Raw genomic sequence first — 26,714 nt, forward strand, 5'->3', positions numbered from 1 at the left:
TAAAATTATGAGAATTAATAAATTCATCTCACACAATAGCAAATATTCTCGCCGTGAGGCTGATGAGCTAATCAAGCAAGGCTTAGTAAAAATCAATAAAAAAACAGCCTTACTAAGTGATAGTGTAAATGCTGAAGATAAAGTTTTTATCAATGGTAAAAAACTCCATAAGAAAACACAATTTTCAGTCATCATTTATCACAAACAAAAAGGTGAAATAGTTAGTAAAAAAGATGATAGAGGTAGAAAAACCATCTATCATACCCTGCCAAAACAATTTAGCACTTGGCTTAGTGTAGGAAGGCTTGACTTTGCAAGCGAGGGATTGCTTTTATTAACTGATTCGCCTGTGATAGCAGATGCGCTTATGCATAGTGATTTAGAAAGAGAATATTACTTAAAAGTAAAAGGTAATATAGATAAAAATGTCATCGAAGCTATGCAAAATGGCTTAGAAATTCAAAATGAAAAAAAAGGGGCTCACGCTAAAACTAAAATAACCTCAATGAGTTTTGCTCCATTTTTAGGCTTTGAAATTTTTGGCTCAAGCGGTGGCTATACGAAGCTAAAAGTAATCATTAATGAAGGTAAAAATAGAGAGCTAAGACGCTTTTTTGGGCATTTTGACTTAGAAGTGATGGATCTTAAAAGAGTAGCTTTTGGAGCATTAGATCTTGGTATGTTAAAAGCAGGAAAATATCGTTATTTAGAAAATGGCGAGTATGAAAAACTACGCGATTTTTTAAAAACAAATGATATTAGGTATTAAATTAATACTTTAAGAATACTTAAATTAATTAAAATTTAATTTTAATTTTGTATAATTAGCAATTTAATTTATATAAAAAAGGAAAATTATGGCAAACCATAAATCTGCTGAAAAAAGAGCAAGACAAACTATCAAAAGAACTGAAAGAAATAGATTTTATAGAACAAGATTAAAAAACATTACAAAAGCGGTTCGCGAAGCAGCAGCAAATAATGATAAAGAAGCTGCACAAAATGCATTAAAAGTAGCTAATAAAAGCATTCACGCTATGGTAAGTCGTGGATTTTTGAAAAAACAAACTGCTTCACGCCGTGTGAGTAGATTAGCATTATTGGTAAATAAATTAGCATAATTTAATGTTAGCTGATAAACTCAAACCTTTTTTAGCACGCTTTGATGAGTTAAATACTCTTCTTAGCGATGTTAATATCTCTAATGATATTTCTAAAATGACAGCTCTATCTAAAGAGCAAAAAAATTTAGAACCTATAGTAGAAAAAGCAAAAGAATATCTCAAAACCTTAGATGATATAGAAGAGAATAAACTTCTTTTATCTGATCCTGAACTAGGGGAGCTTGCAAAAGAAGAACTTAAAAATCTCGAAGTTTTAAAGCCACAGCTTGAAGAAGAATTAAAAATTCTTTTATTGCCTAAAGATCCAAACGATGATAAAAACATATTTTTAGAAATTCGTGCAGGAACGGGTGGTGATGAAGCTTCTTTATTTGTTGGGGACTTAGTAAAAGCTTACATACGCTATGCAGAAAATCGTGATTACAAATACGAAATCGTAAGTTCAAGTGAAGGTAGCGTAGGGGGATTTAAAGAAATTATCATTCTCATCAAAGGAAATGGAGCTTATTCAAGGCTAAAATACGAAGGTGGTACGCATAGGGTTCAAAGAGTGCCTGAAACAGAATCTCAAGGTAGAGTTCATACTTCAGCTATTACAGTGGCTATTATGCCTGAAGTTGATGATGTTGAAATTCAAATCAATCCAAATGATTTAAAAATCGATGTAATGCGTAGTAGTGGTCATGGTGGACAAAGCGTAAATACCACAGATAGTGCTGTAAGAATCACTCACATTCCAACAGGTATAGTTGTAGTAAATCAAGACGGTAAAAGCCAACATAAAAACAAAGAAAGCGCCATGAAAGTCTTAAAAGCAAGACTTTTTGAAATGCAAGAACAAGAACGCTTAGCTAAAGAAAGCGAGGCAAGAAAATCACAAGTTGGAAGTGGCGATAGAAGTGAGCGCATACGCACTTATAATTTCCCTCAAAATAGAATTAGCGATCATAGAATAAATCTTACTTTATATAGACTTGATGCGATTTTAGAAGGCGGGCTTTTTGATGAAATCATCGAGCCATTAATTGCTTATTATCAAGCAGAAGCTTTAAAACAAGAAAATTTATAATTTCTTGTTTTAATTATTACTTGCTAGCAAAACTCTGTATTGTTCTTTATCTACATTTATCAAAAGAGAAGCGAGTTTAAAAGCTCTAAATTTTTCCATTACAAAAAGATCTTTGCTATCTTTTAAGACTATAGCAACTAAATTTTTCATTACTTTATCAAGCCAAATATTTTTATATTTATCATTTGCTGAATGGTATCTTCCAATGGCATTCCAACTAAAACCATGCTTTTGTATAATCTCATGAAGCAATCTTGCTGCTGTGTCGATATTTACACTAGATTTTACAATCTCTTTTTCAGCAATTTTATAGCGTTTTAAGTGAACACTATTAATTTGCATTAAACCATAATCTCTTGTTTGATTTTTATTTTTACCGATGATATTATGCTTATATGCAGCATTTTCTGTTAAAGCTATAGCCTTAAGTAAAGTCATAGGTATGTTGTATTTTCTAGCTGCAGCTTTAAAGTCTTTATCATACTTATAAAAATTTTCAGGTATATAAGTATCACCTATAAAAATTTTGGTATCAAAGGCAAAAGTAAAATTAAAAAATACTACTAATAATAAAATCCTTTTTAACATTTTACTCCTTTATATTACTTATGCTATAGCAAATTTATAAATAAAAAATATGTGAATAAGTTAATAAATTATCTAAGAATTTCTTTGATAGTAAGTTGAGGCGTGATTAATCCTCTAAAATTATTTTTGGAAACACTAGCTATAAAATTAATATTTTCCCCAATTTCTGGTTCATAGTCAAAGTTAAAAAATAAAGCTTCTAAAGTCTTATTTCCTTGTGTTAGAATAAGTTTTATATGATTTTCATCTTTACCAAGTCTTCTTTTATTTTTCACAAAAAGCTTATCAAATTTAAAATAAGGTCTTGGGTTTTTATGTCCAAAAGGTTCAAAAAATTCTAATATCTCTAAAAGTTCAAAATCAACTTCATTTGGGTCAATACTACCCAAAACCTCATCAGCATTATAAAAATCATCTTTAGGGATATTTTGACAAATTTCATAAAGCTTACTTTTAAAAACACCAAATTTTTCAAGCTCTACCAAAACTCCGGCTGCACCTTTATGCCCACCATAGCTTAAAACAAAGTCTTTAACTTGCTCTATAATATTTAAAATATCTATCCTACCTACACTTCTAACGCTAGCTTTAGCCTTTTGCTCACATTCTGAAAAAACAAAGGCAGGTTTGTTAAAATGCTTTGCTAAACGACTTGCAACTATACCCAAAACACCCTCATGCCAGTTTTGACCATTGACAATAATCACAGGATCATTTTCATCAACTTGTTCTAAACACTGCTTAAAAAGCTCACGTTCTTCATCTTTACGGCTATTATTATAAGCAATGATTTGTTCTAAATACCCCATAACTTCATCGATATTTTTAGAATGTAAAAATTTATAAGAAATAATCGCATCATCCATTCTACCTGCACTATTAATCAAAGGTGCGATTAAAAAACTAATATTATCAAGTTCAAATTTATCCTTACCAAAATACTGCTTAATCGCTTTAAATGCTACTCGTTTTGAATCATTAATACACTCTATACCTTTTCTAACTAAGGCTCTGTTTAAATCTCTAAGCTCCATCATATCTGCAATAATTGCAATTGATAAAAGCTCTATAAATTTACACATATTATAATTAATCTTACATACTTCTTTTATAGCAGCAACCAAATACCAAGCTACTTGAGCCCCACAAATTTCAATATCAGGAAAATCACAATCTTGTTGTTTAGGATTAATAATCGCATAAGCTTTTGGTAAAGTAGCTGGAGGCATATGATGATCGGTAATGATTAAATCAATTCCTTTTTGCAAACAAAGCTCTGCTGCATCAAATGCTGCTATACCATTATCTACAGTGATGATTAAATCTACCCCATCAAGTTCATTGATAATTTCTTCATTTAGACCATATCCATCTTTAAAACGATTTGGAATTTTTACTACATAGTCATATCCGATATCATCAAAAAATTCAGATAAAATCACACAAGAAATCACCCCATCTACATCATAATCCCCAACAATAGCAAGCTTTTGATTTTTTTCAATCGCTTCTTTAATACGCAAAGCACCCTTATAGACATCTTTTAAACAAGATGGCATAGGTAAATCACAAAGCTTTACATGTGTATCATTGATAAAACGCTGGTGTAAAATTTCTTTTATTTTGGCTTTATTTAGCATGATTTGTTAAAGATGCCTTGATAAAAGAAAAAATAGCCGGATTAACTCTAACCAAGCGTGAAGTAAATTCAGGGTGAAACTGTACTGCTAAGAAAAATGGATGATCTTTAAGCTCCACAGCCTCAACCAAACCTTCATTCTCCCCACTTATAATAAGCCCATTTTTCTCAAACATTTCTTTGTATTTTGGATTTGCTTCATAGCGGTGGCGGTGGCGTTCTTTAACGCTTTTTTGATTATCATAAACCTTACTTAAAAGTGTATTTGGCTTGATATGACACTCATAAGCCCCAAGACGCATAGTTCCACCAAGTGGAGTTTTACTTGTTCTAATTTGCTTTTCTCCACTTGCGTCAATAAATTCATCAATCAAAAAGATGATAGGATTTTTACAATTTGGATTAAACTCATGAGAATTTGCATCTTCAAGTTTTAAAACATTGCGTGCAAATTCTACTAAAGAAAGCTGCATACCCAAACAAATTCCTAAAAATGGAATTTTATTTTCTCTTGCATATTGTATGGCTTTGATTTTTCCTTCTACTCCACGATAACCAAAACCACCTGCTACTAAAATCCCACTTACATCTTTAAAACTTTCTTCGATATTTGCATTTTCTAATTTTTCACTATCAATCCATTTTAAATTTACTCTTGCATCAAGTGCTGCACCCGCATGGATAATGGCTTCTGTTAAGCTTTTATAGCTTTCTTTTAAATCTACATATTTTCCTACAAAAGCAATGCTAAGTTCATTACTTGGAGCGATAACCCTTTTTACTAAAGAATCCCATTCGTTCATATTTGGCTTTAAATTTTGAAGATCTAATAAACTTGCAATAGAGTTTAAAATATCTTGTTTTAAGAAATTTAGTGGAATTTGATAAATACTAGCTGCGTCCACACTTTCTATAACACAGTTTTTTTCAACCCCACATGAAATTGCGATTTTGTCTTTTAACTCTCTATCTAAAGATTTTTCACTTCTACAAATGATCATGTCAGGGCTTATACCTATACGGCGTAATTCTCCCACGCTATGTTGAGTTGGTTTTGTTTTAAGTTCTCCTGCTGCTTTGATAAATGGCACTAAAGTTAAGTGAATATTAATAGCATTATATTTACCCACTTCAAGTTTTAAAGCTCTAATAGCTTCTAAAAATGGCAAGCCTTCTATATCTCCTACTGTGCCACCTATTTCAACGATTAAAATATCTTTATCAACTCCGGCCTTTTTAATGCGATCTTTTATCTCATCAACTATATGAGGGATTACTTGTATGGTTTTTCCTAAGTAATCTCCTCTTCTTTCTTTTTCTATAACACTTTGATAAACTCTACCTGTTGTGAAGTTATTATCCTGAGATAAGCTCTCATTTAAAAATCTCTCATAATGTCCTAAGTCTAAATCTGTCTCAGCTCCATCATCTGTAACAAACACTTCCCCATGCTCTAAAGGACTCATCGTACCAGGATCTACATTGATATAAGGATCTGCTTTTAAAATACTTACTTTTAAACCTGAATTTTTTAAAATCGTAGCTATAGAAGCTGCTGCTATACCTTTTCCTAATGAGCTTAAAACACCACCGGTTACAAAAATATACTTAGTTTGTTTTAATTTCATAAAATAACCTTAATTTCTTTTTTTGAAATTATAACGAATAAAAAATTTTATTTTTATAAACATTTGTGTAAAATTCAATTATTTTTGAAGGAAATTTTCGATGAAAATCACATTATTAAATCATACTCCACTTTCTGTATGCTCTCATGCAACAAGAACATGTTGGCAAAGTTTTGACAAAGGCGATTGTGGTGGTGAGAAAGACAAAGAATTAATCGATCGTGTGGGAAATAAATTCAAACATGCTTCAACCTTAGAGCATTTAAACTATACTTTTTATATACAAGGTATTTCAAGAGCATGCTTACAAGAAGTTGCAAGACACCGCCACACTAGTCCTAGCGTAAAAAGCACAAGATATACTTTAAAAGAACTAAGAAATGAAAGTGAATTTAAAGAAAATGACTTTGAAAATGCTAAAAGATACTTGGTATTAACCGGAAATGAAGTAGTAGATAATGCAAGTATCAAAGCTTTAGAAAATCTGCGTTTGATTTTGCAAAATAGTATTAGTTTAGATATAGCAAAATACTGCTTACCAGAAAGCTATAAAACAGAATTAACTTTAACGATTAATGCAAGAAGTTTGCAAAATTTTATCACTCTAAGAAGCTCAAAATCAGCCCTTTGGGAGATAAGACAACTCGCAAATGCTTTATTTGAAAACTTGCCTGAGGAACATCAATTTATTTTTAAGCATTGTGTTTATCAAGAAGAAAATTCCCAAGATTAATTGGGAATTTTTACTATATTTTTTTAAGAAATTCGGTTTTTAAAACAATCACACCAAATTTATCTACCTTAGCTTCAATTTCGGTGTCTTTGTTTGTAAGTTTAATGTTTTTTATAGTCGTGCCACGCTTTAAAGTAGTGCTTGCACCTTTTACTTTCAAATCTTTCACAACACTTACACTATCACCTGCATTAAGCTCAGTTCCATTTGCATCTTTTGGCATATATTCTCCTTAGAATTTATAAGTATATCCTAGATATAAACCATAATTTGTTTGTTTAGGATCATAAAAGTTTGATGAATTAGCAGTGCTGAAATTTCTTGTATTGTAATGAGTTTGTTCGGCTTTAAAACCAAACTCAATTTCATTTGCTTGATTTAACTCATATAAAGCACCGATTTTTGCCCCATAAGTATAACCATCAAAGTCTTGAGATAATGATAATATACTTGTTTTTAAAGTCATATCCGTTCTTGCATAACCGCCATATACACCTAAAACTGCTCTTGTTTTTTCAAAAATTTTTGGAGTAAAATCATAACCAAGCAAAAACTTATGTGTAGTAAATTCTCCATCAATTTTAAATTTTGTAGTATTGATTACATCACTAAATTCACTTGAATAATTATAAGCACCATAAATTCTATGGTTTTCACTAAAACGATAACCAACTCTTAAACCAAAAACAGGAACATCACCTTCTAAATCACCATTAAATTTTTTATTGTTTTTAGTATGATCAAGATCAGATTTTACCTTGGTATGGAACCATCCTGCATCAATACCTAAAAGCAAACCCGAATTTTCATCAGCTAAAGATAAATTTGAAACCAAAGCAACACTTGCTACTAAACTAAATAATTTTAATTTCATATTTTCCTCCTTTAAAATAAGACTTAATATATCCTTTTATTTTTAATAAAAATTTAATTTTGTGGCACTACTAAGTCAGATCTGCATTCAATCACAGTATGCACATTACCACGAGGATTAAAATCGCCTACTACTTTTATCCATTTTGGATCAAGTTTTTCTTTTAAAGTATTATAAATTTCATTAATGCTTGCTTCATGTGAAACATTTCTATACATAAAGGTATTGATATAAAGTTTAATTGCTTTAAGTTCTACTACTAATTTATTTGGAATATATTCTAAGTAAATCGTAGCAAAATCAGGATACCCACTACGCGGACAACAACACATAAATTCAGGCAAAGTGATTTTAATCACATAATCATTTTTAGCATCATTTGGCCAAACTTCCATATTTTCTACACTAAATTCTTTGATTTCTTTTTCACCATATCGCATTTATAATCCTTAGTTTGTTTTTAAAACTTTATAATACCACAATATTTTATATTTTATTTTGACAAAATTTAAAAAGCTTATCTTGAAGTAAAAGTAATTTTTCACTTTCATTGCTTAGAATTTTTATGCACAAACCCTCATAAAAAAGTTGATTTATATCGTCAAATGAAGCTTTTAATTCTTCATAAAACTCATCGTATCCAAAAAGATAAATACTCAAATAATACGTATGATTTGCAAAAAAATTTAAATCATTTTCTTTCATATAAGAAGGATTGATTTTAATTTTATCATTTAAAATTAAAGTATCATTTCTATAAATTTGAGTTAAACTCTCATAATTTTTAAAAGCAAATTTTTCATCCATAGCCACTCTACCAAAAATGACAAAATCAACATAAACTAATCTTGAAAAAGAAGCTAGATTGATCTTTGTATTTTGTATAAAATTTGCATTTTCTTGAAGCAAAAGCGGCTTTGGCATATAAAAAAAGCTTGCATTTTCTTCAAGAGTAAAATCAATATTTTTACTCGCAAAAGAATCTTTAGTATCATATACCTTTTCATAACTTTGTGTAAGTATAGCTGTGTTTGTATTTTCCTTACATATGATTTCAAAACTTAAATGATCCTCTTTAAAAATTCCAGCACTAGAATTTAGAACATATATACTAGTTAATTTTTTATCATAAAAATTCCTCATAAGCTTAAAAGGAGGAGTAAAAAAAGAATTTTTTATGATAGTTTTTTCATTGATAGTATCTAATGTAAGTTTAAAAACACTCTTTTGAGCAAACAAATCAATCCTTTAAAAGTGTGTATTTTTTAATCCAAGTAATGATTTCTTCTAAGCCTTCTTTAGTTTGAAGATTACTCATGATAAAAGGTCTATCTCCACGCATTTTTAAAGTATCTTCTTGCATGATTTTTAAAGAAGCATTCACATAAGGAGCTAAGTCTATTTTGTTGATAATCATTAAATCAGACCTACAAATAGCAGGACCACCTTTGCGTGGAATTTTTTCTCCTTGAGCAACATCTATAACAAAGATAAAAAAATCCACAAGTTCAGGTGAAAAAGTCATCGATAAATTATCTCCACCGCTTTCTATAAAAATAAGATCTAAATCACTAAAACGCTCTTGTAAAAGTTCAACGGCTTCAAGATTACAAGAAGCATCTTCTCTAATGGCTGTATGAGGACAACCTCCAGTTTGTACTCCTATGATTCTTTCTTTTTCAAGAACGCCTTGTTTGATTAAAAAATTTGCATCTTCATTTGTATAAATATCATTCGTAATCACAGCCAAAGAAAGCTCATCTTTTAAAGCTTGACATAAATTTAATACTAAAGCTGTTTTACCACTACCCACAGGACCACCTATGCCTATTTTAACCATTAGAACCCTTTTAAGAAATATAAATTTTAAATGCTAAATTTTGGTGTTTTACACCCAAATAATCATTTAAGATATTGTGATTTTCACACCAATCATTTAAAGTTAAATTTTGTAATTTAGAAAGAACCTTTTGAAAATCTTGCTGTAATTGAAAAAGTAAAATCTGCCCTTCATTTTGTGATAAAGGCACGATTTTTACAAGAATATTAACAAAATTACTCATTAAAGCAAACAAAAAACTTTCATACATAAAATCAAGCTCATTATCTTTGCAAAATAAAGCATACACAAAAGGATAAATAGGAGTTTGATTTTCTTTAATGTATTGATTTAATAAGGAATTTGATAATCCATAAAGACTGACATTTTTTACAAAGCGTTTAGCTAAAAAAACATAAGCTTGGCTTTGTTCTTTTGCAACTATACTTGATAAAAATTTTCTTTGAAAGACTAGTAAATTTTTTACATCATTTGCATTTTCATAAGCTATTTTCAAAGCTAAAAGTTCAAAATACAAAATATTAGAATAAAGCTGAGTTTTTAAAACTTTTTTTGCATCTTCTATATTTTTTATATAAGCAAAATTCACATAAGATTCTAAACCAAAAGAATGTGAAAAAGCTCCTATAGGAAAAGAAGAATCACTAATTTGTAAAAGTAAAAAATTTAATTTATTCATCTTTACTCTTTGATAAGTTTAAAATTTGGATCAACTTGGATAAAACTTGGCATATCAAGCATATATTTTGGCTCTAAAATTTCCTCACATTTTTCGTATTTTATATTAAATTTTTCTAAAAATCTTATGATAGAGTTTTGCTCTAAAGTAATGAGTTTATGATCTTTATAAAATAAATTTAAATGCATATTGCCCACTTGATAACTTATTAAAGCAAGGTTGTATTCATTTTCTATATGAATTTTTAAAACCTTTTCAGGTTTAATTTTTACTAAAATTAAAAAATCCTCATCATATAAACAATCATTATGATTTAAACCTTTATTATCAGGCATTTTTATAGCGACATCTAGTCCTTTTAAAGTCGTTGTTCTTAATATCTTTTTAAAAGTATCAAACCAACTAAGCTCTAAAAAATCGCATTCTTTGTTTAAATCATAATGCGTTATTTTATTTTGAAGTAAAATCATTAAATCATAAAATATTTTCTAGCTAAAGCTAAAGAATCAACACTCTTAGAGCTAATAAGCTCACCATTTATTTTTACTTCATAAGTTTGTGGATTTACTTCTATATCTTGAACTTTATCATTAAATTTCAAGTCTTTTTTAGTGATATTTCTACAATTTTTTACTGCAACACATTTTCTTTTTAAGCTTAATTTTTCAGGAATATTAGCCTCTAAAGAAGCCTTAGAAACAAAATGTAAAGCATTTTCATTTAAATTTGCACCAAACATTTTTTCATAAATAATAGGCTCAGGTGTTGGGATAGAAGCATTAGCATCGCCTATTTTTGCACCTACTATCAAGCCACCTTTTAAAATAAGCTTTGGTTTTACTCCAAAAAATTTAGGTTGCCAAAGCACTAAATCAGCAAATTTTCCTACTTCAATAGAACCAACATAACTATCAATCCCATGTGCAATAGCAGGATTTATAGTATATTTTGCTATATAGCGTTTAATACGGAAATTATCATCTAAATCATTATCTTCTTTCAAGGCACCAAATTCTTTTTTACATTTATCAGCACTTTGCCATGTTCTTAAAATCACCTCACCTACGCGTCCCATAGCTTGAGAATCACTACTCATAATGCTAAAAACACCCATATCATGAAGTTTATCTTCTGCTGCTATAGTTTCAGGACGAATTCTACTATCTGCAAATTCAACATCTTCTTTGATTTTATTATCTAAATGATGACAAACCATAAGCATATCTAAATGCTCATCAATGGTATTTTTAGTAAAAGGCATAGTAGGATTAGTACTTGCAGGTAAAACATTTTCAAAACCTGCCATTTTAATAATATCAGGAGCATGGCCACCACCTGCACCTTCAGTGTGAAAAGTATGGATAACTCTACCATTAATAGCTTTAATCGTATCTTCTACAAAACCTGCTTCATTTAAAGTATCTGTATGGATAGCTACTTGTATGTCCATTTCATCAGCTATATTTAAACTAGCATCAATCACACTAGAAGTAGCACCCCAGTCTTCATGAATTTTTAAGCCACATGCACCGGCTATAATTTGTTCTTTTAAAGCATTTTTATTACTTGAATTTCCTTTACCTAAAAAGCCAAAATTCATAGGGTAATTTTGCGTAGCTTTTAACATAGAATGTATATGATAAGCCCCACTTGTACAAGTTGTAGCATTTGTTCCCTCACTTGGTCCTATGCCACCTCCTATCATAGTAGTAACACCACTATATAAAGCACATTCAATTTGAGTTGGGGAAATGAAATGTATATGAGTATCAATACCACCTGCAGTTACTATTAAACCTTCTGCACCGATAATATCTGTACTTGTGCCTATAACTAAGCTAGGATCAACTCCATCTTGTATATCAGGATTACCTGCTTTTCCTATACCTACTATATAGCCATTTTTTATCCCAATATCTGCTTTATAAATACCGGTATAATCAACAATCAAAGCATTAGTTAAAACTAAATCCGGAAAGTCTCCCTCACTCACACTTTGAGCCATACCATCTCTGATATTTTTACCACCACCAAATTTAACTTCTTCACCATATAAAGTATAATCTTTTTCTACTCTTAAAATTAAATCTGTATCTGCTAATCTTACTCTATCATTAGTTGTTGGACCATACATATTCACATAGTCTTTTTTGCTAATCTTAATCAAAGAAATCCTTTCTCTTTTGCTTTTGATAAAGCTTTAGTTTTATTTTCATCATTGATAAAATCATCACAAAGATTATTAAAACCTAAAACCTTTTTTAAACCACCAAATTCTATTAAACTTACTGTTTTCTCTTCACCTGGTTCAAATCTCACACTTGTTCCTGAAGCGATATTTAACCTTTTACCATAAGCTTTTTCTCTATCAAAAGACAAAAAGCGATTAACTTCAAAGAAATGAAAATGCGAGCCAACTTGTATAGGACGATCACCTTTATTGCTTACTTTGATTTCTATAGAAGTTTTATTTTCATTCAGTACAATAAATTCTGATGATAAAAATATCTCTCCAGCTTTTATTTTATCATCATTTGCTATAGGTTCGTGTATAGTAACTAATTTTGTACCATCTTCAAAAGGAAGTTCTATTTGAATTTCATCAAGCATACTTGCAACACCATCTATCACATCTTCACTTGTAAGTAAAGTTTTCCCTATACTCATCAATTCACTTACACTTAAATTTTTTCTTGCAAGTTCCATTAATTCATAACATATATAAGCTAAAGCTTCATTATAATTTAATTTTATTTTTTGCTCTTTTCTATCTTTAGCGATTTTCCCTGCATAATGAAGCATTAATCGTTGCAATTGCTGCTGAGTAAAATGCATTTTAATCCTTATAATTTTTTAGATATTATATAACTATTTACTTGCTTTTAGGCAAAAAATTCTATTGCATTTTTTAATTCAGTTTCATAATCTTTTTGAATTTCAATAAAAGAAAAATTTAAATTTTCACATTGAGTTTTAAGTTTTTGATGATTTAAAATAAGAGTGTTTATTTCTTCTTTTTCACTAAATAAACGCTTTTCTATAGCATTTTCATTTTGATAGATTAATTCATAATTTTGTAAAATATATTCTTTTGAAAAAATGATATAAAGTATTTTAACATCAGAATGATTTTGAAATTTTTGTAGCTTTTTTGGAGTAAGATAAATTCCTTCAATGATTAAATTTTGTTTATTTTCTATACAAGTTTGAATTATACCATCTACAATAGGAAATAAAAACTCAGCTATTTTTTCATCCTCATCTACTTTAAAAGGAAAATCTTTCATTCCTTTAATCAAACCCATTTTTAGATGATCTAAACTCAAATAAGGATAAGAAAATTTTTCAAGAAGTTTTTGAGCAAGCAAGGTCTTACCTGTGTGACTTTCTCCCCCAAGTAAAAAAATCATTCTTGAAAATTAAAAATTAGCTTTCTTAAATTTTCTTTTTCATTTTCTTGTAAAAAAGAAGCATTAATGGCATTAATACAAAGTTTTTTAACCTCATCTTTACTAAGTTTAAAAGCTTCATCTAAGGCTATAAAATTTTCTAAAATATATCCTCCAAAATACGCTGGATCATCTGAATTTACACAAACACAAACATTTTTTTGTAAAAGTTTTAAAATATTATGTTCTTGCATATTTTGAAAAACTTTTAATTTTACATTCGATAAAGGACAAATTGTTAGCGGAATTTGTTTTTGAATAATTTCTTTTAAAAGCATATTATCATGCTCACATTTAACACCATGATCTATTCTACTTACACCAAGTTCTAAAGCTTGTTTGATATACTCACTACTTCCTTCTTCACCCGCATGCATAACTAATAAAAAGCCTTCTTCTTTGGCTTTTTGAAATAAATTTTTAAATTTAAAAGGAGGATTATTGATTTCAGAACTATCAAGTCCTATGGCTTTGATCTTATCTTTATATAAACAAAGCTCATCTAAAGTTTTTAAACCCTCATCCTCGCTTAAATGCCTTAAAATACAAGCAATTAAAAAACTTGAAATTCCAAATTCTTCTTTTGCTTTTTGTAAAGCTTGCCAAATTCCTTCTATAACATCTTTTAAAGCTATATTTCTAGCAGTATGAGTTTGAGGATCAAAGAAAATTTCAGTATGAACTACATTTTGCTCTTTACACTTTTTCATATAAGCAAAGGTTAAATCATAAAAATCTTGCCTAGTTTGTAAGACATTTGCACCTTGATAATATATATCTAAAAAATCTTGCAAATTTGAAAAATCATAAGCTTTTTTTATCTCATCTTCGCTTTTATATTTTAAAACAATATTATTTCTTTTAGCTAATTCAAACATCATTTTAGGCTCTAATGAGCCTTCAATGTGTAAGTGCAATTCTACTTTTGGGATATTTTGTAAAAAAGTTTTCATTTTAAAAATCAAACATCTAAATGTTTAACATCTTTAGCATGAGCTTGTATGTACTCACGGCGTGGTTCTACATCATCACCCATGAAAAGATTGAAAGTATCATTTGCTCTTTGAGCATCTTCTATGGTGATTTTTAACAAACGACGATTACTTGGATCCATAGTTGTTTCCCAAAGTTGTTCAGGATTCATCTCACCAAGACCTTTATAGCGTTGTATATAAGCACCTTTTTTAGCATTTTTTTCAACTTCATCTAAAATTTCTAAAATATCTTTATCAAATTTTAAATCTCTATCTTTGATTTTTTGATAAATATAATTTGCCTCTTCATATAAAGGATTAGCAAACAAATCATCATTGATGATAAGCTCTTCTAAACCATTTTCAGTTTGTACATAAACACGAATTTCATTTTCATTGATATATGAATTTAAGATATTGTGATTTTGTTTTTCTAAAAATTCTTTTATAACTTTAAATAATTCTTCATTGGAAGCTTTTATCAAATCAGGATTTTCTATCAAATACCTAATCACTGAAATCACATTAAATCTTTTTTCTAATTCTTTTAAAACACTTCTATAAGCTGCAACGATTTTTAGAAAATCTTTTAAATCATTTAATCCTATGCCCTCATAAGTAGAACTCTCTATACCTGTTTCAATCAAATAATCATTTAAAGCTTTTTCATCTTTTAGATAAATTTCTTTTTTCTGACCTTTTTTATAACGATATAAAGGTGGTTGAGCTAAATAAATATGTCCATTTGTTACAAGATCATTCATAAAGCGGAAGAAAAATGTTAAAAGTAAAGTTTGTATGTGAGAACCATCTACATCAGCATCAGTCATGATAATGATTTTATGATATCTTAGTTTTTCTATATCAAACTCATCACCGATCCCACAACCAAAAGCTGTGATCATATTTTGAATTTGTTCACTTTTTAAAATTTTATCTAGTCTTGCTTTTTCAACATTGAGTATTTTACCTCTTAAAGGTAAAATCGCTTGGAAAGTTCTTTCTCTACCTTGTTTTGCAGAACCTCCTGCACTATCACCCTCAACTAAATAAATTTCACTTTCACTTGGGTCTTTACTTTGACAATCAGCTAATTTTCCTGGTAAAGTCCCTACACTTGAACTTTCTTTTTTACGGGTTAATTCTCTAGCTTTTTTAGCTGCCTCTCTACCACGAGCTGCCATTAAAGCTTTATTCATGATAGCTTTTGCTTCAATAGGATTTTCTTCAAAATATTTTGTCAAATATTCAAAAGAAGCCTTAGAAACTATAGGTCTAACATAGCTTGAACCTAATTTTCCTTTAGTTTGTCCTTCAAATTGTGGCTCAGGCACTTTTACACTTACAACCGCTATCAAACCTTCTCTTACATCATCACCTGTGATTTTAGAGTCTTTCTCTCTAGCACTAGCATTTGCTTCAATGTAATTACTTATAACACGAGTTAAGCCCATTCTAAAACCTGCTTCGTGCGTTCCACCATCTGGAGTTTTAATATTATTTACAAAAGAAAGTAAATTTTCACTATAACTATCATTATAAAGCAATGCTACTTCAACATTTACATCTTCTTCATCTACATTGAAAAATATTGCCTTAGTTAAAGCTTGTTTTTTATTTAAATCTGTAACAAACTGGCTTATACCACCTTCAAAATGAAAACTTTCTGCTTTTCCTACGCGGTTATCTTTAAAATTTATAGTAATTTTTGGATTTAAATATGCAAGTTCACGAAATCTTTTAGCTAAAATTTCATAATCAAAATCAGTCACTTCAAAAATTTGATCATCTGGCCAAAATTCTATGATTGTTCCTGTTTTTTTACTTTTACCTATGGTTTCAAAATTACTTGTGACTTTACCTTCTGAAAATTCTTGGCGATAAATTTCTCCATCTCTATGTACTGTAGCAACTAATTTTTTTGATAAAGCATTTACAACACTCACACCAACCCCGTGTAAACCACCTGAAACTTTATAAGTATCTTTATCAAATTTTCCACCTGCATGAAGTACGGTTAAAACTACAGTTAAAGTAGGAATATTTTCAGTAGGGTGAATTCCCACAGGAATCCCTCTACCATTATCACTTACTATACAAGAACCTTCTGTGGTAATTTCTACATTAATCGTATCACAAAAACCTGCCATAGCTTCATCGATAGAATTATCCACTACTTCATAAATCATATGATGAAGACCACCTATATTGGTATCACCTATATACATACCAGGGCGTTTTCTAACAGCTTCTAAGCCTTTTAAAACTTTAATATTTCCTGCGCCATAATTTTGATTTTCTTGCATTTATTTTCCTTATAAAATAACTGGCATAATTACAGTTTGTAATTCTTCACTTGAAACTAAAAACGCCATATGAGGTTCATTTATGCTAAGTTTGAATGTTTCACTTTCAATAGAATTTAAAAAGTCAGTGATAAATTTATTTTTAATGCAAAGATTAAATTCTTCATCTATATTAAGTTCCATTTCAAGTTCAGTTTTTGCTTCCATATTATCTAAACTAATACCTTCAAATACAAGTTTATCTTTATGGAAATTTAATTTCATTTTTTCAGTGATTACATTGATTTTTTTCAATGCATCCATAAATTCTTCTGTTTTAAAAATAAATTCTTTTGTGATATTTTTTGGAATTACTCTTTCATAATCAGGGAATTTATCATTAATAAGTTTTGTAAAAAACTCAAAATTATCATTTTTTGCAATCAATATATTTTCATCATAATAAATTTCAATTTTTTCAAAAAAGATTTTTTGCATTTCTAAAATAGCTTTTTTAGGAATACAAAGGTTAAATTCTTTTTCATTTGTTTTATTTAGCGTGAAAACTGCTAAGCGTTTAGTATCTGTTCCTACGAAACTAATGTGAGTAGTTTTTATATCAAGTAAAGCACCATTTAAAGAATACTTTGGATTATTTGTATCAACTGCAGGTAGAATTTTTTTCAAAGATCTACTTAAATCACTTGAATCAATATCAAATTTATCTTTTCCTTCAGTACTTGGGAAATTTGGAAAATCTTCATAATTAAACATAGGAAGTTTATATTTAGTTCCTTTTTGTCTAATAAAAAGGAAATTTTCTATGGTTTCTAAGACTACATCTTCGTTATTTAAACTTTTTATAATATCTAAAATACTTTTAGCATTAGCAGTTGCAAAACCTGCACTTTCAACTTTAATTTTTTTGATTTTATAATTAATACCTATTTCATAATCACTTGCTCTTATGATTAGTTTATCTTCAACTACTTCAAAAAGTAAGTGAGAAGCGATATTGCTTGAGTCTTTTTTATCTACATAAGAATTAGTTAAAACTATGGCAGATTCTAAAGTGTTTTTATTAATGCTAATTTTCATTTTTACTTCCTTTGTTTTTTTTAAATTTATTTTATCATAATAATAAGCAATGTGAAAATGTGAAATGCTTTTTAAAAGTCTTTTTTTATAGAAATTTTACTCATAGAATAAAATTTTTTGTTTTTCACTTTTATTCACAGGGTGCTTTTTATTTTTGTCAAAATTTTATTTCTTAATTCTTCTACTATGGCTTTTAAGTTTTCATTTTCACTCATTAGCTCTTGAATTTTTTTAATATTATGTGAAATGGCCGTATGATCTTTCATATTAAAAAATCTAGCAAGTTGAGGCATAGACATAGTTGTAAGTTCTCTTGCTAAATATATCACAACCCTTCTTGCCATAACGATATTTTGTGTTTTTTTGTTTGATTTTATATCATTAGGTTTAAGATTATAGCTTTTTGAAACATCAGCAAGTATATCTTCAACACTGATATTTTCTTTTGTTTCTTTAATGTGATCTTTCATAAAGCTTTTAACAATTTCTAAAGTGATTTCTTGGTTAAAAAGCCTTGCTTGAGCATTTAAATTTGTAATCATGCCTTCTATTTCTCGGATATTATCTCCCATTGAAGTAGCGATGTAGCTTATAACTTCAGGTTTAAGATAAATAGCATTAAATTCGCATTTTTTCTTGATAATTGCGATTTTTGTATCAAGCTGAGGTGGAGTGATATCTGCGATGATCCCATTTGCAAAACGGCTTTTTAAGCGTTCTGTTATGCCCTTTAGCATATTTGGAGGATTGTCACTTGTCATGATGATTTGTCCAAATTTTTCTTTGATTTCATTAAAAGTAAAGAAAAATTCCTCTTGAATTTTGTCAGTTTTACCTAAAAACTGCACATCATCGATGAGTAAAACATCACAATTTTTGTATTTTTCATGGAATTTACTCATGGTTTTGTTATTTAAATGCATGGTAAAATCATTGATAAAATTATCACTAGTAGCATAAATAACTTTATATCCATTATCCAAACACACATTTCCGACAGCTTGAAGCAAGTGAGTTTTTCCAAGTCCTGTAGGGCCATAGATAAAGATAGGGTTGTATAATTTTCCAAGTTTACTTTTATCGGTAATGGCTTTGCAGGTTGCATAGGCAAATTGATTAGAATCTCCTACAACAAAACTTTCAAAAGTAAAAGAAGGGTTTAAAATAGTACTTTGAAATTTAATCTGTGAAATATCTGTAGAAAAATGTTTTTTCTCTACCTTTTGATCATTTGTGATGATTTTAACTTGAGGGTTAATTCCTGTTTTTACTTCATAAAAATAAGCTAATTTTTGTGCGTATTTTGTTTGTATAAATTTAGCTAAAAAATGATTTGGTGCGATAAATACTAAGATATTATTTTTACTTAATTTTTCACTAAATTGTAAGTGAGAAATGTAAGTATTGTATTCGTTATTGCTAATTTCAGTTTTAAATTCAAGTAAAAAATCTTTTATATTCATTATTTTTCTTATAAATTATGATGTAAAACTTAAAATTCTAGCTTATTTTTTATAAAAAATGGTTAAAATTATTCACATAAAAATTTAAATTTCACATCTATGTGAATAAAAAGGTGAAAAGTTTGAAAGTTTTAGGGATAGATCCTGGTTCTAGGTATTGTGGATATGCTATTGTAGAAAGAATTAATAATAAAAATCAACTCATAGAAGCAGGGCTTATCAAAATCAAACCTAATGATTTGCAGTATCAAATCACAGAATTATGTGAAGGGCTTGATCTAATCTTTAAAAATCATCAATTTGATGAGGTAGCTATAGAAGATATATTTTTTGCTTATAATCCAAAAACGGTTTTAAAACTAGCACAATTTCGTGGAGCTTTGAGTCTAAAAATCTTACAAACTCATGGAGAATTTGCAGAATACACGCCTTTGCAAGTGAAAAAAACCGTAACAGGTAAAGCAAAAGCTACTAAAGAGCAAGTAGCTTTCATGGTAAAAAGATTGCTTGGAATTTCAAAAGATATCAAGCCACTTGATATTACAGATGCTATTGCGGTGGCTTTGACACATTTAGCAAATTTGAGAGTAAAAAAGTAATTTTATTTTCCATTTCCTATAAAATAAATTTCAACATCATGTAAAAGTTTTTCACATATAGCTGAATCAGTGCTTTTTTCTACTACTAGGTTGATGTGATTTTTGGTATCTCTAAAGCTACCTGCAGATTTTGAATTTTTTAATTCTAATTTTTGATTATCTTTTAAATATTTGATAGTGATTACAAACTTATGTGCAGCACTTGCTTCGCCTAGATTAGTTTCTATTAAAACATTCATGTTTGATGCTTTTGCTAGGGTTGCTTGGGTTTTATTGATCACTTCTTTCATTCTTCTATTGAGTTCTAAAATTCTTGAAATGAATTTATTATCTATACTTTCAAATGCGATTTTTAATTTATTCATGATTTCTTGATTAGTTGGTTTATCAGGAGCTACATACACCATATAAAGGCCGTTTTTAATATCTACTTTTGTGCTTTTTGTATCACGCCCACTACCAAAAATTTTAATATAAATGGCATTATCAAGATATACTCTATCTATCATAGGCCCATAAATTTCATATTCTCTTTTTCTTACGATTACTTCTCTTGCGGCTACTTGAATTTTTACTGAACAATCATGAATTATAGGTTCCATTTCTTTTTTTATCTCAAGTAGTTCTCTAAGCATTTTCTATCCTTGTGTATTTTTAAATAAATTATAACAAAAAAAAATTGAATTTTTTTTGTTAATTTTAGTTTGTGATATTTTTATATATTTTTGATTTTAAATTAAAAATTTAAGGAAAAAAATGAAAATAAAAACTATAGTTTCAAGTTTAGTTTTGGCAAGTGCTTTATTTGCTGCAAATTCTCACCATGCTCATCATGGAGCTTCTGGAAGTATTTCATCACAAATCATGATGAGTATGCATGAACCTATGATGAAAAATCCTTTAGTACAAAGCAATGACATAGAAAGAGATTTTTTAGCTAATATGATTCCACATCATCAAGGTGCTATTGACTCATCTAAGATTTTGTTAGAACATACTAAAAGTGAAGAGATGAAAAAAATCGCTCAAAATATCATCAAAGCTCAAGAAAAAGAAATTCAAGAATTTCAAGAAATTCTAGATAAAAATCTTTATACAAAAACTCAAATTGATGAAGAAACTTATAAAAAATTCGTTCAAGAAGAAAAAGAGTTAATGCAAAAAATGATGATTTTAATGAGCTCGGTTAAAGAAAGCAAAAACATCAATAAAGACTTTCTAGAAGCGATGATAGCACATCATCAAGGCGCGGTAGATGCTTCAAAACAAATTTTATTTTACTCTAAAGACAAAACTATCACTGATATTGCTAAAAAAATCATCTTAGATCAAGAAAAAGAAATTCAAGATTTTACGAATTTATTAAAATATATGTAAAAATAGGTAGTTTGGTAAAACTACCTAGATATCATTTTGCATTTTCATAGATCATATTAAACATTGTATTTGCTATTTTGTCTTTGAAATTATTAATTTAAATAACTTTTATAATAGTTTTCAATTAATTGATAATTACAAAACAAATAAGTTATAAAATTGATATAACATACTAATATTTACATAATTTATGTTTTTTTATAATTTGTAATGTATAATCACAAAATTATAAAATATAAAATTTAGTACAAATTATTCATAAAATTCATTAAGTATATGAAAATAAGAGAATTAAAAATATTATAAAAAAGAGAATTTTAAAAAGTTTATATAAGAGTATTTGTAGAAACTAACAAATCACTTGTTATAAAATTAGTATTAAGTATGTTATTGTAATAAAAAATGATAATTATTATTAAATATGAGAGAGCATAAATAGTGGAAAAGCAAAATGAAAAATATACTTGTATCGACTTATTTGCTGGTGCTGGTGGATTATCATTAGGTTTTAAACAAACAAATAGATTTGATATATTAGCCCACATTGAATGGGAAAAGCCTATGGTTGAAACTCTTAGAAATGATTTAGTAAAGCGTTTTAATTTTACTTTAAAAGAAGCTAAAAAAAGAGTTATTAGATTTGACATTCAAAAGGTTGATGAATTAATAAATGGCTCATGGAGTGAAGAATCATTAAAAAATTATATTAATGATAATGATGAAAATATTGCAAAATATGGATTAAATGGTTTATTAAATGGTAAAAACATTGATATAATCATTGGAGGTCCACCTTGTCAAGCTTATTCTATTGCAGGTCGAGCTCAAGATAAAAATTCTATGAAAAATGATTACAGAAATTATCTTTTTGAGAGTTTTGCAAAAATTGTAGATTATTATAAGCCAAAGTGCTTTGTTTTTGAAAATGTGCCTGGTATGTTAAGTGCTAAACCTGGTAATAAATTTATAACACATAGAATTTATAGTGCTTTTGCTAAAATTGGCTATGATATAAAAAATCCAAATCAAATGAAAGATATAATTTACAATAGTAATGATTATGATGTACCACAAATTAGAAATCGTGTAATAATTTTTGGTGTTAAAAAAAATAATGAAAAAAAACAAAAACTGACAGATTTTTACACAATACTCAATAATCTAAAATCAAAAAATCCACCACTTATGCTAAAAGATGTGTTAAAAAATCTTCCTAAATTTAAACCATTAAAAATACCAATTAAAATAGATGGTAAAAATATATCTCATGAATTAGTTAGTAATTTTAATTTAACTCAAAATTTTCCTCGATTTAATAACCAGCGTGATTTAAAAGCTATGAAATTTTGGGTAGAAAATAGTATGAATAATGCTACTACAAAAGAAAAACTTGATTTTTATACTAAAATTACAGGGAAAATCTCAAAACATAATAAATATCGAAATTTAGAATGGGATAAACCAAGTCCTACACTTGTATCACATTTACAAAAAGATGGTTTTATGTTTATTCATCCTAGTCCAAAACAAAATCGTTCTATTACGATAAGAGAAGCTGCTATTTTACAAACTTTTCCAAATGATTTTGAGTTTATAGGTTCACAAGGATCTTGTTTTAAAATGATAGGTAATGCAGTCCCTGTGAATTTTGCAAAACATATAGCACTAGCAGTGGCAAAGGTTTTAGATGAGAGAAATTAATATAATAGTGGCTTGTGAAGAGAGTCAAAGGGTATGTATCGAATTTCGTAAACTTGGTTTTAATGCTTATAGTTGTGACCTTTTAGAGTGCAGTGGTAATCATCCAGAATGGCATTTTAATCATGATATTTTTAGTATTATAAAAAATAAAGGTGGCATAACACAAAGTGGAATAAATATTAATGTAAAAAAGTGGGATATGATGATAGCACATCCACCTTGTACTTTTTTAGCAGTTAGTGGTGCAAAATGGTATTATCATCCTGATGATAAAGATTTACCGATAGCAAAGCGCAGACCACATCCAAAATTTCCAAATAGAGCAAAAGATAGAGAAATAGCAGTTAAATTTTTCATTGACTTAACAAAGGTGGAAATCCCATATATTGCTATAGAAAATCCTATAGGTATTATGAATACTCGTTACCGTAAAGCAGACCAAATAGTTCAACCATATCACTTTGGTGACAGTGCAAGTAAAAAGACTTGTCTTTGGCTAAAAAATCTACCACTGCTTAAATATACAAATATAGTTGAACCAGGTGAATTTATAGAGTTTAAAAGTGGTAAACGTATAGCCAAATGGTATAGTGATGGATTAACTAAAACAAAATCAGCAAAAGAAAGACAAATTTGGCGAAGTAAAACTTTTCCTGGATTTGCTAAGGCAATAGCTGAACAATGGGGCAAATTTATAAAAAATGAATTAAATAAAAAGGATAAAAAGTGAAAATTTATTTAAGAAAAGTAGATAAACAGTGTATTGAAAAACAAATCAGTATAAAGCAATATATATTACATAGTTTTTTTGGTAGTGCAAAAGATCAAGAAATAATATCAATGAAAGGTACTTTATCAAACGAAAGTGGTGAGGTAAAAATACTAACATCAACAGATCCACGACTTGGCGGGGATATTAAAAAGATTATAAATGCAGAAGTTGCTGAAATTGTCCAAACTGAGCCTAGTTATCAACTTAGTATTAATGATATATTACTGTTTGCATATATTGGATCAAAAAAATATATGCTTGAAATTATTACAAAAAATGATGCAAGATATCAAGTTTTATTAGATTTGGTAAATAATCCACAATTTAAGACTAGAAACGGATGGGATAATTTACACTTACTCGCTTATAGTGATAATGAAGAGCCAAATTTTCTTAACAATACTAGCAATAACAACAGTGTAGAAATTGATGAAAATTTAAGAGAAAAAGGTGGAGAAAATATCATCTTGTATGGTGTGCCAGGTAGTGGTAAAAGTCATACTATAAAAATAAAGTATCCACAAAATGAATATATCTTTGAAAAATTAGTTTTTCATCCTGACTATTCATATAGTGATTTTGTAGGACAAATAATGCCTATTGTAAAAGATGAAATCGTAAGTTATGATTTTATACCTGGACCTTTTACAAATATTTTAAAAAAAGCATACAATAACCCAAGTGGTAAATATATTTTAGTTATTGATGAAATAAATCGTGGCAATGCTCCTGCAATATTTGGTGAAGTTTTTCAACTACTTGATAGAGATGAAGATGGAAATAGTAATTATGCTATAAATAATGATAATATAGCAAAAATAGTTTATAAAGGTAATACACAAAGACATATAAAGATTCCATCAAACTTATGGATAATTGCCACAATGAATACAAGTGATCAAAATGTCTTTACACTTGATACTGCTTTTCAGCGTAGATTTTCTATGCAACTTATTAGAAATTCTTTTGATAAAAATAAAAAAGAGTTTGAAAGTGAAGAAAAATACAATGAATATAAAAATTTTATAGATAAGAAAATTTTAAATACCGATGTTACTTGGCAAAAATTTTGTAAAACTATAAATTCGATCATATCCAAAAGCGATAATGATGTTAACTCCATGGAAGATAAAAGACTTGGTGTATTTTTTGTAAGAAATGATGACCTAGAAAGTAAAGAAAAATTTGCTCACAAAGTTTTAAAATATCTTTGGGATGATGTTTTTAAATTTGACAAAGATAAACTTTTTAATAAAAATAAATACCACACACTAGAAGAAGTCATTGAAAGATTTGTTAATGAAGATGGAAAATCTCAATTTGATATTTTTATCGATGATGTTAAGGCTATGTTATATGTTTAATTTAAGGGAGCATTGCTTTATGGACAATGAATTAGACGATAATTTTGTTGGTATTAGAAGTAAAGAAAATAAGCTTCAAATTTGCTTTCCACTAGGGATTAACTTAGATTGTGATGACAAGAATATAAGAACAGATATTAGAAAACTAATATCTGTACTTTTAAAATTTAACAAATCTCATACAAAATCTTATTTTGTAGATAATAAAAACGAACAGATCGAGCAATCATTTCCACTTATTGCGTATAAAAATATCATAGAATATTTTCTTTCTCACGGTTACTATACCGAGCGAGAAAATATCTATCAAACCACTACAAAAGGTAAGATAAACTTTGCTAGAACGATTAATAAAAATCGCCCTAACATCCAAAATAATAATTCTGTAATTTATATGCAGTTTCAAGCTAAAAAAAATCAAGCCAATAAAAATGGGTTAATTACAGCTATAAATAGATATTGTGTTTATGAGGCATTTTGCAAATTTGGTTTTGCTTACAATTCATTTATGCCACCAAAATACAACTTACCAATAAATAAAAATCAATGTCTTTATGTTTTGCAAAGTAAATTAGATAATACATTTGATGATAAAAAACGATTACTTTTTAGTTCTATGAGAGATATGCTTTTACAAAGTGATAAATCCTTAAAAGAGAGCGAGTTTAAATTTGGAACAACGGCTTTTCATACTATTTGGGAAAAGATGATAGATAGAGCATTTGGTGCTACAGATAAGGATGAATATTTTCCAAAAACTCAGTGGAAATTAAAATATACAGATAATAAAGATAATAGCTCATTACAACCTGATACTATTATGATTGATGATGGCAAAATCTATATATTAGATGCAAAATACTACAAATATGGTGTAAAATTAAAAGGATTGCCGCAAAGTAGTGACATAATTAAACAGGTAGCTTATGGTGAATATACAGAATATAAAACAAAAAATAATAAGATATATAATATTTTTTTGATGCCGTATAACAAACAAAATAATAATTTTGAAGTTAAAATAAATGGTATTTTTGAAAATATTGGAAAAGCTACTATTGAATGGAAAAACAGCAAAAGCTACACAGAAATTCAAGGCCTCTTAGTAGATACTAGATTTTTAATTTATAATTATGATAAGATTGGTTCTACACATAAAGAACAATTAATTACAGCAATTAGCGATATTGACCACTAGGATATACAAAAATATAAAGCTCTTTTGGATTACCTACAGCTTTTTTGTATCGTTTATCACTAGATTTTAAATTTTTAATATATTTATCTTGTAAGCTTTGTTTTGCTATGTTTGCCATTATTTTCCTTATAAAGAACCCTAATAATGACCTTAATTAATTGAAAATAATTATAACACAAAAGAAATTAATTGAAATCAAAGATCATTTAGTTTGTTTATATATAGCATTTTGAAAGCATTTTTTGGAAATTAAAGAAATC

At 28.3% G+C, this 26,714-nt stretch carries 28 protein-coding genes and 1 pseudogene; 10 read left to right on the forward strand and 19 right to left on the reverse strand.

Annotated elements, in window-relative coordinates; genetic code table 11:
• Positions 1–7: 7 nt before the first annotated feature.
• The 3 genes from L8V82_RS04450 (at position 8) to prfA (ending at position 2,193) form a co-directional block, all read left to right on the forward strand.
• The gene (locus L8V82_RS04450; protein WP_214099280.1) at positions 8–769 is read left to right on the forward strand and encodes a pseudouridine synthase; all 762 of its coding nucleotides are present in this window, start codon (positions 8–10) and stop codon (positions 767–769) included.
• A gap of 88 nt (positions 770–857) precedes the next feature.
• A complete protein-coding gene (rpsT, locus tag L8V82_RS04455) occupies positions 858–1,121 on the forward strand; it encodes a 30S ribosomal protein S20 (protein ID WP_039617063.1) in 264 nt (87 codons plus the stop codon).
• 4 nt (positions 1,122–1,125) lie between these two features.
• Positions 1,126–2,193 carry a peptide chain release factor 1 gene (prfA, locus tag L8V82_RS04460; protein WP_039617060.1) on the forward strand — a complete coding sequence of 356 codons (1,068 nt, stop codon included), beginning with the start codon at positions 1,126–1,128 and terminating at the stop codon, positions 2,191–2,193.
• A 9-nt stretch (positions 2,194–2,202) separates the two neighbouring features.
• Here the strand turns inward: prfA and L8V82_RS04465 are convergent, their stop codons facing one another.
• The 3 genes from L8V82_RS04465 to L8V82_RS04475 form a co-directional block, all read right to left on the reverse strand.
• Positions 2,203–2,781: a lytic transglycosylase domain-containing protein gene (locus L8V82_RS04465; RefSeq protein ID WP_263676974.1), complete on the reverse strand. Its 579-nt coding sequence runs from the start codon at positions 2,779–2,781 to the stop codon at positions 2,203–2,205.
• A gap of 68 nt (positions 2,782–2,849) precedes the next feature.
• Positions 2,850–4,421: a single-stranded-DNA-specific exonuclease RecJ gene (gene recJ, locus L8V82_RS04470; RefSeq protein WP_263724145.1), complete on the reverse strand. Its 1,572-nt coding sequence runs from the start codon at positions 4,419–4,421 to the stop codon at positions 2,850–2,852.
• On the reverse strand, positions 4,411–6,048 hold the full coding sequence (locus L8V82_RS04475) for a CTP synthase (RefSeq protein WP_087699096.1): 1,638 nt from the start codon (positions 6,046–6,048) through the stop codon (positions 4,411–4,413). The genes recJ and L8V82_RS04475 overlap by 11 nt, the downstream gene beginning before the upstream one ends.
• Before the next feature lie 100 nt (positions 6,049–6,148).
• On the opposite strand from L8V82_RS04475, the gene thyX reads away from it, so the two are divergent.
• The gene (thyX, locus tag L8V82_RS04480) at positions 6,149–6,781 is read left to right on the forward strand and encodes an FAD-dependent thymidylate synthase (protein WP_039617054.1); all 633 of its coding nucleotides are present in this window, start codon (positions 6,149–6,151) and stop codon (positions 6,779–6,781) included.
• A gap of 13 nt (positions 6,782–6,794) precedes the next feature.
• Here thyX and L8V82_RS04485 read toward each other — a convergent pair whose 3' ends face one another.
• The 14 genes from L8V82_RS04485 to dnaA form a co-directional block, all read right to left on the reverse strand.
• Positions 6,795–7,004 (reverse strand): alkylphosphonate utilization protein, encoded by a 210-nt coding sequence (locus L8V82_RS04485; RefSeq protein WP_039617052.1) that lies wholly within the window; start codon positions 7,002–7,004, stop codon positions 6,795–6,797.
• A 9-nt stretch (positions 7,005–7,013) separates the two neighbouring features.
• Positions 7,014–7,655, reverse strand: a complete 642-nt coding sequence (locus tag L8V82_RS04490; protein ID WP_263724146.1) for a porin family protein — start codon at positions 7,653–7,655, stop codon at positions 7,014–7,016.
• Positions 7,656–7,708: 53 nt separating this feature from the next.
• Complete coding sequence (queF, locus tag L8V82_RS04495; protein WP_039617048.1) at positions 7,709–8,095, reverse strand: preQ(1) synthase; 387 nt, start codon at positions 8,093–8,095, stop codon at positions 7,709–7,711.
• 46 nt (positions 8,096–8,141) lie between these two features.
• The gene (locus L8V82_RS04500) at positions 8,142–8,894 is read right to left on the reverse strand and encodes an urease accessory protein UreD (RefSeq protein WP_263724147.1); all 753 of its coding nucleotides are present in this window, start codon (positions 8,892–8,894) and stop codon (positions 8,142–8,144) included.
• Between the two features lies 1 nt (position 8,895).
• The gene (gene ureG, locus L8V82_RS04505) at positions 8,896–9,495 is read right to left on the reverse strand and encodes an urease accessory protein UreG (protein ID WP_039617044.1); all 600 of its coding nucleotides are present in this window, start codon (positions 9,493–9,495) and stop codon (positions 8,896–8,898) included.
• A 10-nt stretch (positions 9,496–9,505) separates the two neighbouring features.
• A complete protein-coding gene (locus L8V82_RS04510) occupies positions 9,506–10,174 on the reverse strand; it encodes an urease accessory protein UreF (RefSeq protein ID WP_263724148.1) in 669 nt (222 codons plus the stop codon).
• 2 nt (positions 10,175–10,176) lie between these two features.
• Positions 10,177–10,644, reverse strand: coding sequence for an urease accessory protein UreE (locus L8V82_RS04515; protein WP_039624994.1), 468 nt, complete (start codon positions 10,642–10,644; stop codon positions 10,177–10,179).
• Complete coding sequence (gene ureC / locus L8V82_RS04520; protein WP_141032211.1) at positions 10,644–12,341, reverse strand: urease subunit alpha; 1,698 nt, start codon at positions 12,339–12,341, stop codon at positions 10,644–10,646. The genes L8V82_RS04515 and ureC overlap by 1 nt, the downstream gene beginning before the upstream one ends.
• A complete protein-coding gene (gene ureB, locus L8V82_RS04525) occupies positions 12,338–13,009 on the reverse strand; it encodes an urease subunit beta (RefSeq protein ID WP_039617037.1) in 672 nt (223 codons plus the stop codon). The genes ureC and ureB overlap by 4 nt, the downstream gene beginning before the upstream one ends.
• A gap of 47 nt (positions 13,010–13,056) precedes the next feature.
• Complete coding sequence (locus tag L8V82_RS04530) at positions 13,057–13,584, reverse strand: hypothetical protein (RefSeq protein ID WP_263724149.1); 528 nt, start codon at positions 13,582–13,584, stop codon at positions 13,057–13,059.
• On the reverse strand, positions 13,581–14,576 hold the full coding sequence (locus L8V82_RS04535) for an adenosine deaminase (protein ID WP_263724150.1): 996 nt from the start codon (positions 14,574–14,576) through the stop codon (positions 13,581–13,583). The genes L8V82_RS04530 and L8V82_RS04535 overlap by 4 nt, the downstream gene beginning before the upstream one ends.
• Positions 14,577–14,584: 8 nt before the next feature.
• The gene (gyrB, locus tag L8V82_RS04540) at positions 14,585–16,903 is read right to left on the reverse strand and encodes a DNA topoisomerase (ATP-hydrolyzing) subunit B (protein WP_115644741.1); all 2,319 of its coding nucleotides are present in this window, start codon (positions 16,901–16,903) and stop codon (positions 14,585–14,587) included.
• Positions 16,904–16,912: 9 nt separating this feature from the next.
• Complete coding sequence (dnaN, locus tag L8V82_RS04545) at positions 16,913–17,980, reverse strand: DNA polymerase III subunit beta (RefSeq protein ID WP_039617031.1); 1,068 nt, start codon at positions 17,978–17,980, stop codon at positions 16,913–16,915.
• 134 nt (positions 17,981–18,114) lie between these two features.
• Entirely contained in the window at positions 18,115–19,443 is a 1,329-nt protein-coding gene (gene dnaA / locus L8V82_RS04550) for a chromosomal replication initiator protein DnaA (RefSeq protein WP_039617029.1), read from the reverse strand.
• 122 nt (positions 19,444–19,565) lie between these two features.
• Here dnaA and ruvC point away from each other — a divergent pair, with 122 nt between their 5' ends.
• Positions 19,566–20,042: a crossover junction endodeoxyribonuclease RuvC gene (gene ruvC, locus L8V82_RS04555; protein ID WP_039619511.1), complete on the forward strand. Its 477-nt coding sequence runs from the start codon at positions 19,566–19,568 to the stop codon at positions 20,040–20,042.
• Between the two features lie 2 nt (positions 20,043–20,044).
• Here ruvC and L8V82_RS04560 read toward each other — a convergent pair whose 3' ends face one another.
• Entirely contained in the window at positions 20,045–20,677 is a 633-nt protein-coding gene (locus L8V82_RS04560; RefSeq protein ID WP_257938969.1) for a hypothetical protein, read from the reverse strand.
• A 121-nt stretch (positions 20,678–20,798) separates the two neighbouring features.
• On the opposite strand from L8V82_RS04560, the gene L8V82_RS04565 reads away from it, so the two are divergent.
• The 5 genes and pseudogenes from L8V82_RS04565 to L8V82_RS04585 all read left to right on the forward strand — a co-directional run bounded on the left by L8V82_RS04565 (position 20,799) and on the right by L8V82_RS04585 (position 26,454).
• Positions 20,799–21,419: a DUF305 domain-containing protein gene (locus L8V82_RS04565; protein WP_263724151.1), complete on the forward strand. Its 621-nt coding sequence runs from the start codon at positions 20,799–20,801 to the stop codon at positions 21,417–21,419.
• Between the two features lie 438 nt (positions 21,420–21,857).
• Complete coding sequence (locus L8V82_RS04570; RefSeq protein WP_263724152.1) at positions 21,858–23,120, forward strand: DNA cytosine methyltransferase; 1,263 nt, start codon at positions 21,858–21,860, stop codon at positions 23,118–23,120.
• A pseudogene (locus L8V82_RS04575) lies at positions 23,107–23,875 on the forward strand (hypothetical protein). Before L8V82_RS04570 ends, L8V82_RS04575 begins: the two are co-directional and overlap by 14 nt.
• On the forward strand, positions 23,847–25,256 hold the full coding sequence (locus tag L8V82_RS04580) for an McrB family protein (RefSeq protein WP_263724153.1): 1,410 nt from the start codon (positions 23,847–23,849) through the stop codon (positions 25,254–25,256). Before L8V82_RS04575 ends, L8V82_RS04580 begins: the two are co-directional and overlap by 29 nt.
• The gene (locus L8V82_RS04585) at positions 25,249–26,454 is read left to right on the forward strand and encodes an LlaJI family restriction endonuclease (RefSeq protein WP_263724154.1); all 1,206 of its coding nucleotides are present in this window, start codon (positions 25,249–25,251) and stop codon (positions 26,452–26,454) included. The genes L8V82_RS04580 and L8V82_RS04585 overlap by 8 nt, the downstream gene beginning before the upstream one ends.
• Here L8V82_RS04585 and L8V82_RS04590 read toward each other — a convergent pair.
• Entirely contained in the window at positions 26,435–26,572 is a 138-nt protein-coding gene (locus L8V82_RS04590) for a hypothetical protein (RefSeq protein ID WP_263724155.1), read from the reverse strand. The genes L8V82_RS04585 and L8V82_RS04590 overlap by 20 nt on opposite strands.
• Positions 26,573–26,714 lie beyond the last annotated feature (142 nt).

The organism is Campylobacter sp. IFREMER_LSEM_CL2151 (assembly GCF_025771725.1).
Taxonomy (GTDB): Bacteria; Campylobacterota; Campylobacteria; order Campylobacterales; family Campylobacteraceae; genus Campylobacter_D; species Campylobacter_D lari_C.

Coding starts and splice junctions, on each gene's coding strand:
- L8V82_RS04450 (WP_214099280.1), top strand. CDS start 8: ATGAGAATTAATAAATTCATCTCACACAATAGCAAATATTCTCGCCGT.
- rpsT (WP_039617063.1), top strand. CDS start 858: ATGGCAAACCATAAATCTGCTGAAAAAAGAGCAAGACAAACTATCAAA.
- prfA (WP_039617060.1), top strand. CDS start 1,126: ATGTTAGCTGATAAACTCAAACCTTTTTTAGCACGCTTTGATGAGTTA.
- L8V82_RS04465 (WP_263676974.1), bottom strand. CDS start 2,781: ATGTTAAAAAGGATTTTATTATTAGTAGTATTTTTTAATTTTACTTTT.
- recJ (WP_263724145.1), bottom strand. CDS start 4,421: ATGCTAAATAAAGCCAAAATAAAAGAAATTTTACACCAGCGTTTTATC.
- L8V82_RS04475 (WP_087699096.1), bottom strand. CDS start 6,048: ATGAAATTAAAACAAACTAAGTATATTTTTGTAACCGGTGGTGTTTTA.
- thyX (WP_039617054.1), top strand. CDS start 6,149: ATGAAAATCACATTATTAAATCATACTCCACTTTCTGTATGCTCTCAT.
- L8V82_RS04485 (WP_039617052.1), bottom strand. CDS start 7,004: ATGCCAAAAGATGCAAATGGAACTGAGCTTAATGCAGGTGATAGTGTA.
- L8V82_RS04490 (WP_263724146.1), bottom strand. CDS start 7,655: ATGAAATTAAAATTATTTAGTTTAGTAGCAAGTGTTGCTTTGGTTTCA.
- queF (WP_039617048.1), bottom strand. CDS start 8,095: ATGCGATATGGTGAAAAAGAAATCAAAGAATTTAGTGTAGAAAATATG.
- ureG (WP_039617044.1), bottom strand. CDS start 9,495: ATGGTTAAAATAGGCATAGGTGGTCCTGTGGGTAGTGGTAAAACAGCT.
- L8V82_RS04510 (WP_263724148.1), bottom strand. CDS start 10,174: ATGAATAAATTAAATTTTTTACTTTTACAAATTAGTGATTCTTCTTTT.
- L8V82_RS04515 (WP_039624994.1), bottom strand. CDS start 10,644: ATGATTTTACTTCAAAATAAAATAACGCATTATGATTTAAACAAAGAA.
- ureB (WP_039617037.1), bottom strand. CDS start 13,009: ATGCATTTTACTCAGCAGCAATTGCAACGATTAATGCTTCATTATGCA.
- L8V82_RS04530 (WP_263724149.1), bottom strand. CDS start 13,584: ATGATTTTTTTACTTGGGGGAGAAAGTCACACAGGTAAGACCTTGCTT.
- L8V82_RS04535 (WP_263724150.1), bottom strand. CDS start 14,576: ATGAAAACTTTTTTACAAAATATCCCAAAAGTAGAATTGCACTTACAC.
- gyrB (WP_115644741.1), bottom strand. CDS start 16,903: ATGCAAGAAAATCAAAATTATGGCGCAGGAAATATTAAAGTTTTAAAA.
- dnaN (WP_039617031.1), bottom strand. CDS start 17,980: ATGAAAATTAGCATTAATAAAAACACTTTAGAATCTGCCATAGTTTTA.
- dnaA (WP_039617029.1), bottom strand. CDS start 19,443: ATGAATATAAAAGATTTTTTACTTGAATTTAAAACTGAAATTAGCAAT.
- L8V82_RS04560 (WP_257938969.1), bottom strand. CDS start 20,677: ATGCTTAGAGAACTACTTGAGATAAAAAAAGAAATGGAACCTATAATT.
- L8V82_RS04565 (WP_263724151.1), top strand. CDS start 20,799: ATGAAAATAAAAACTATAGTTTCAAGTTTAGTTTTGGCAAGTGCTTTA.
- L8V82_RS04585 (WP_263724154.1), top strand. CDS start 25,249: ATGTTTAATTTAAGGGAGCATTGCTTTATGGACAATGAATTAGACGAT.
- L8V82_RS04590 (WP_263724155.1), bottom strand. CDS start 26,572: ATGGCAAACATAGCAAAACAAAGCTTACAAGATAAATATATTAAAAAT.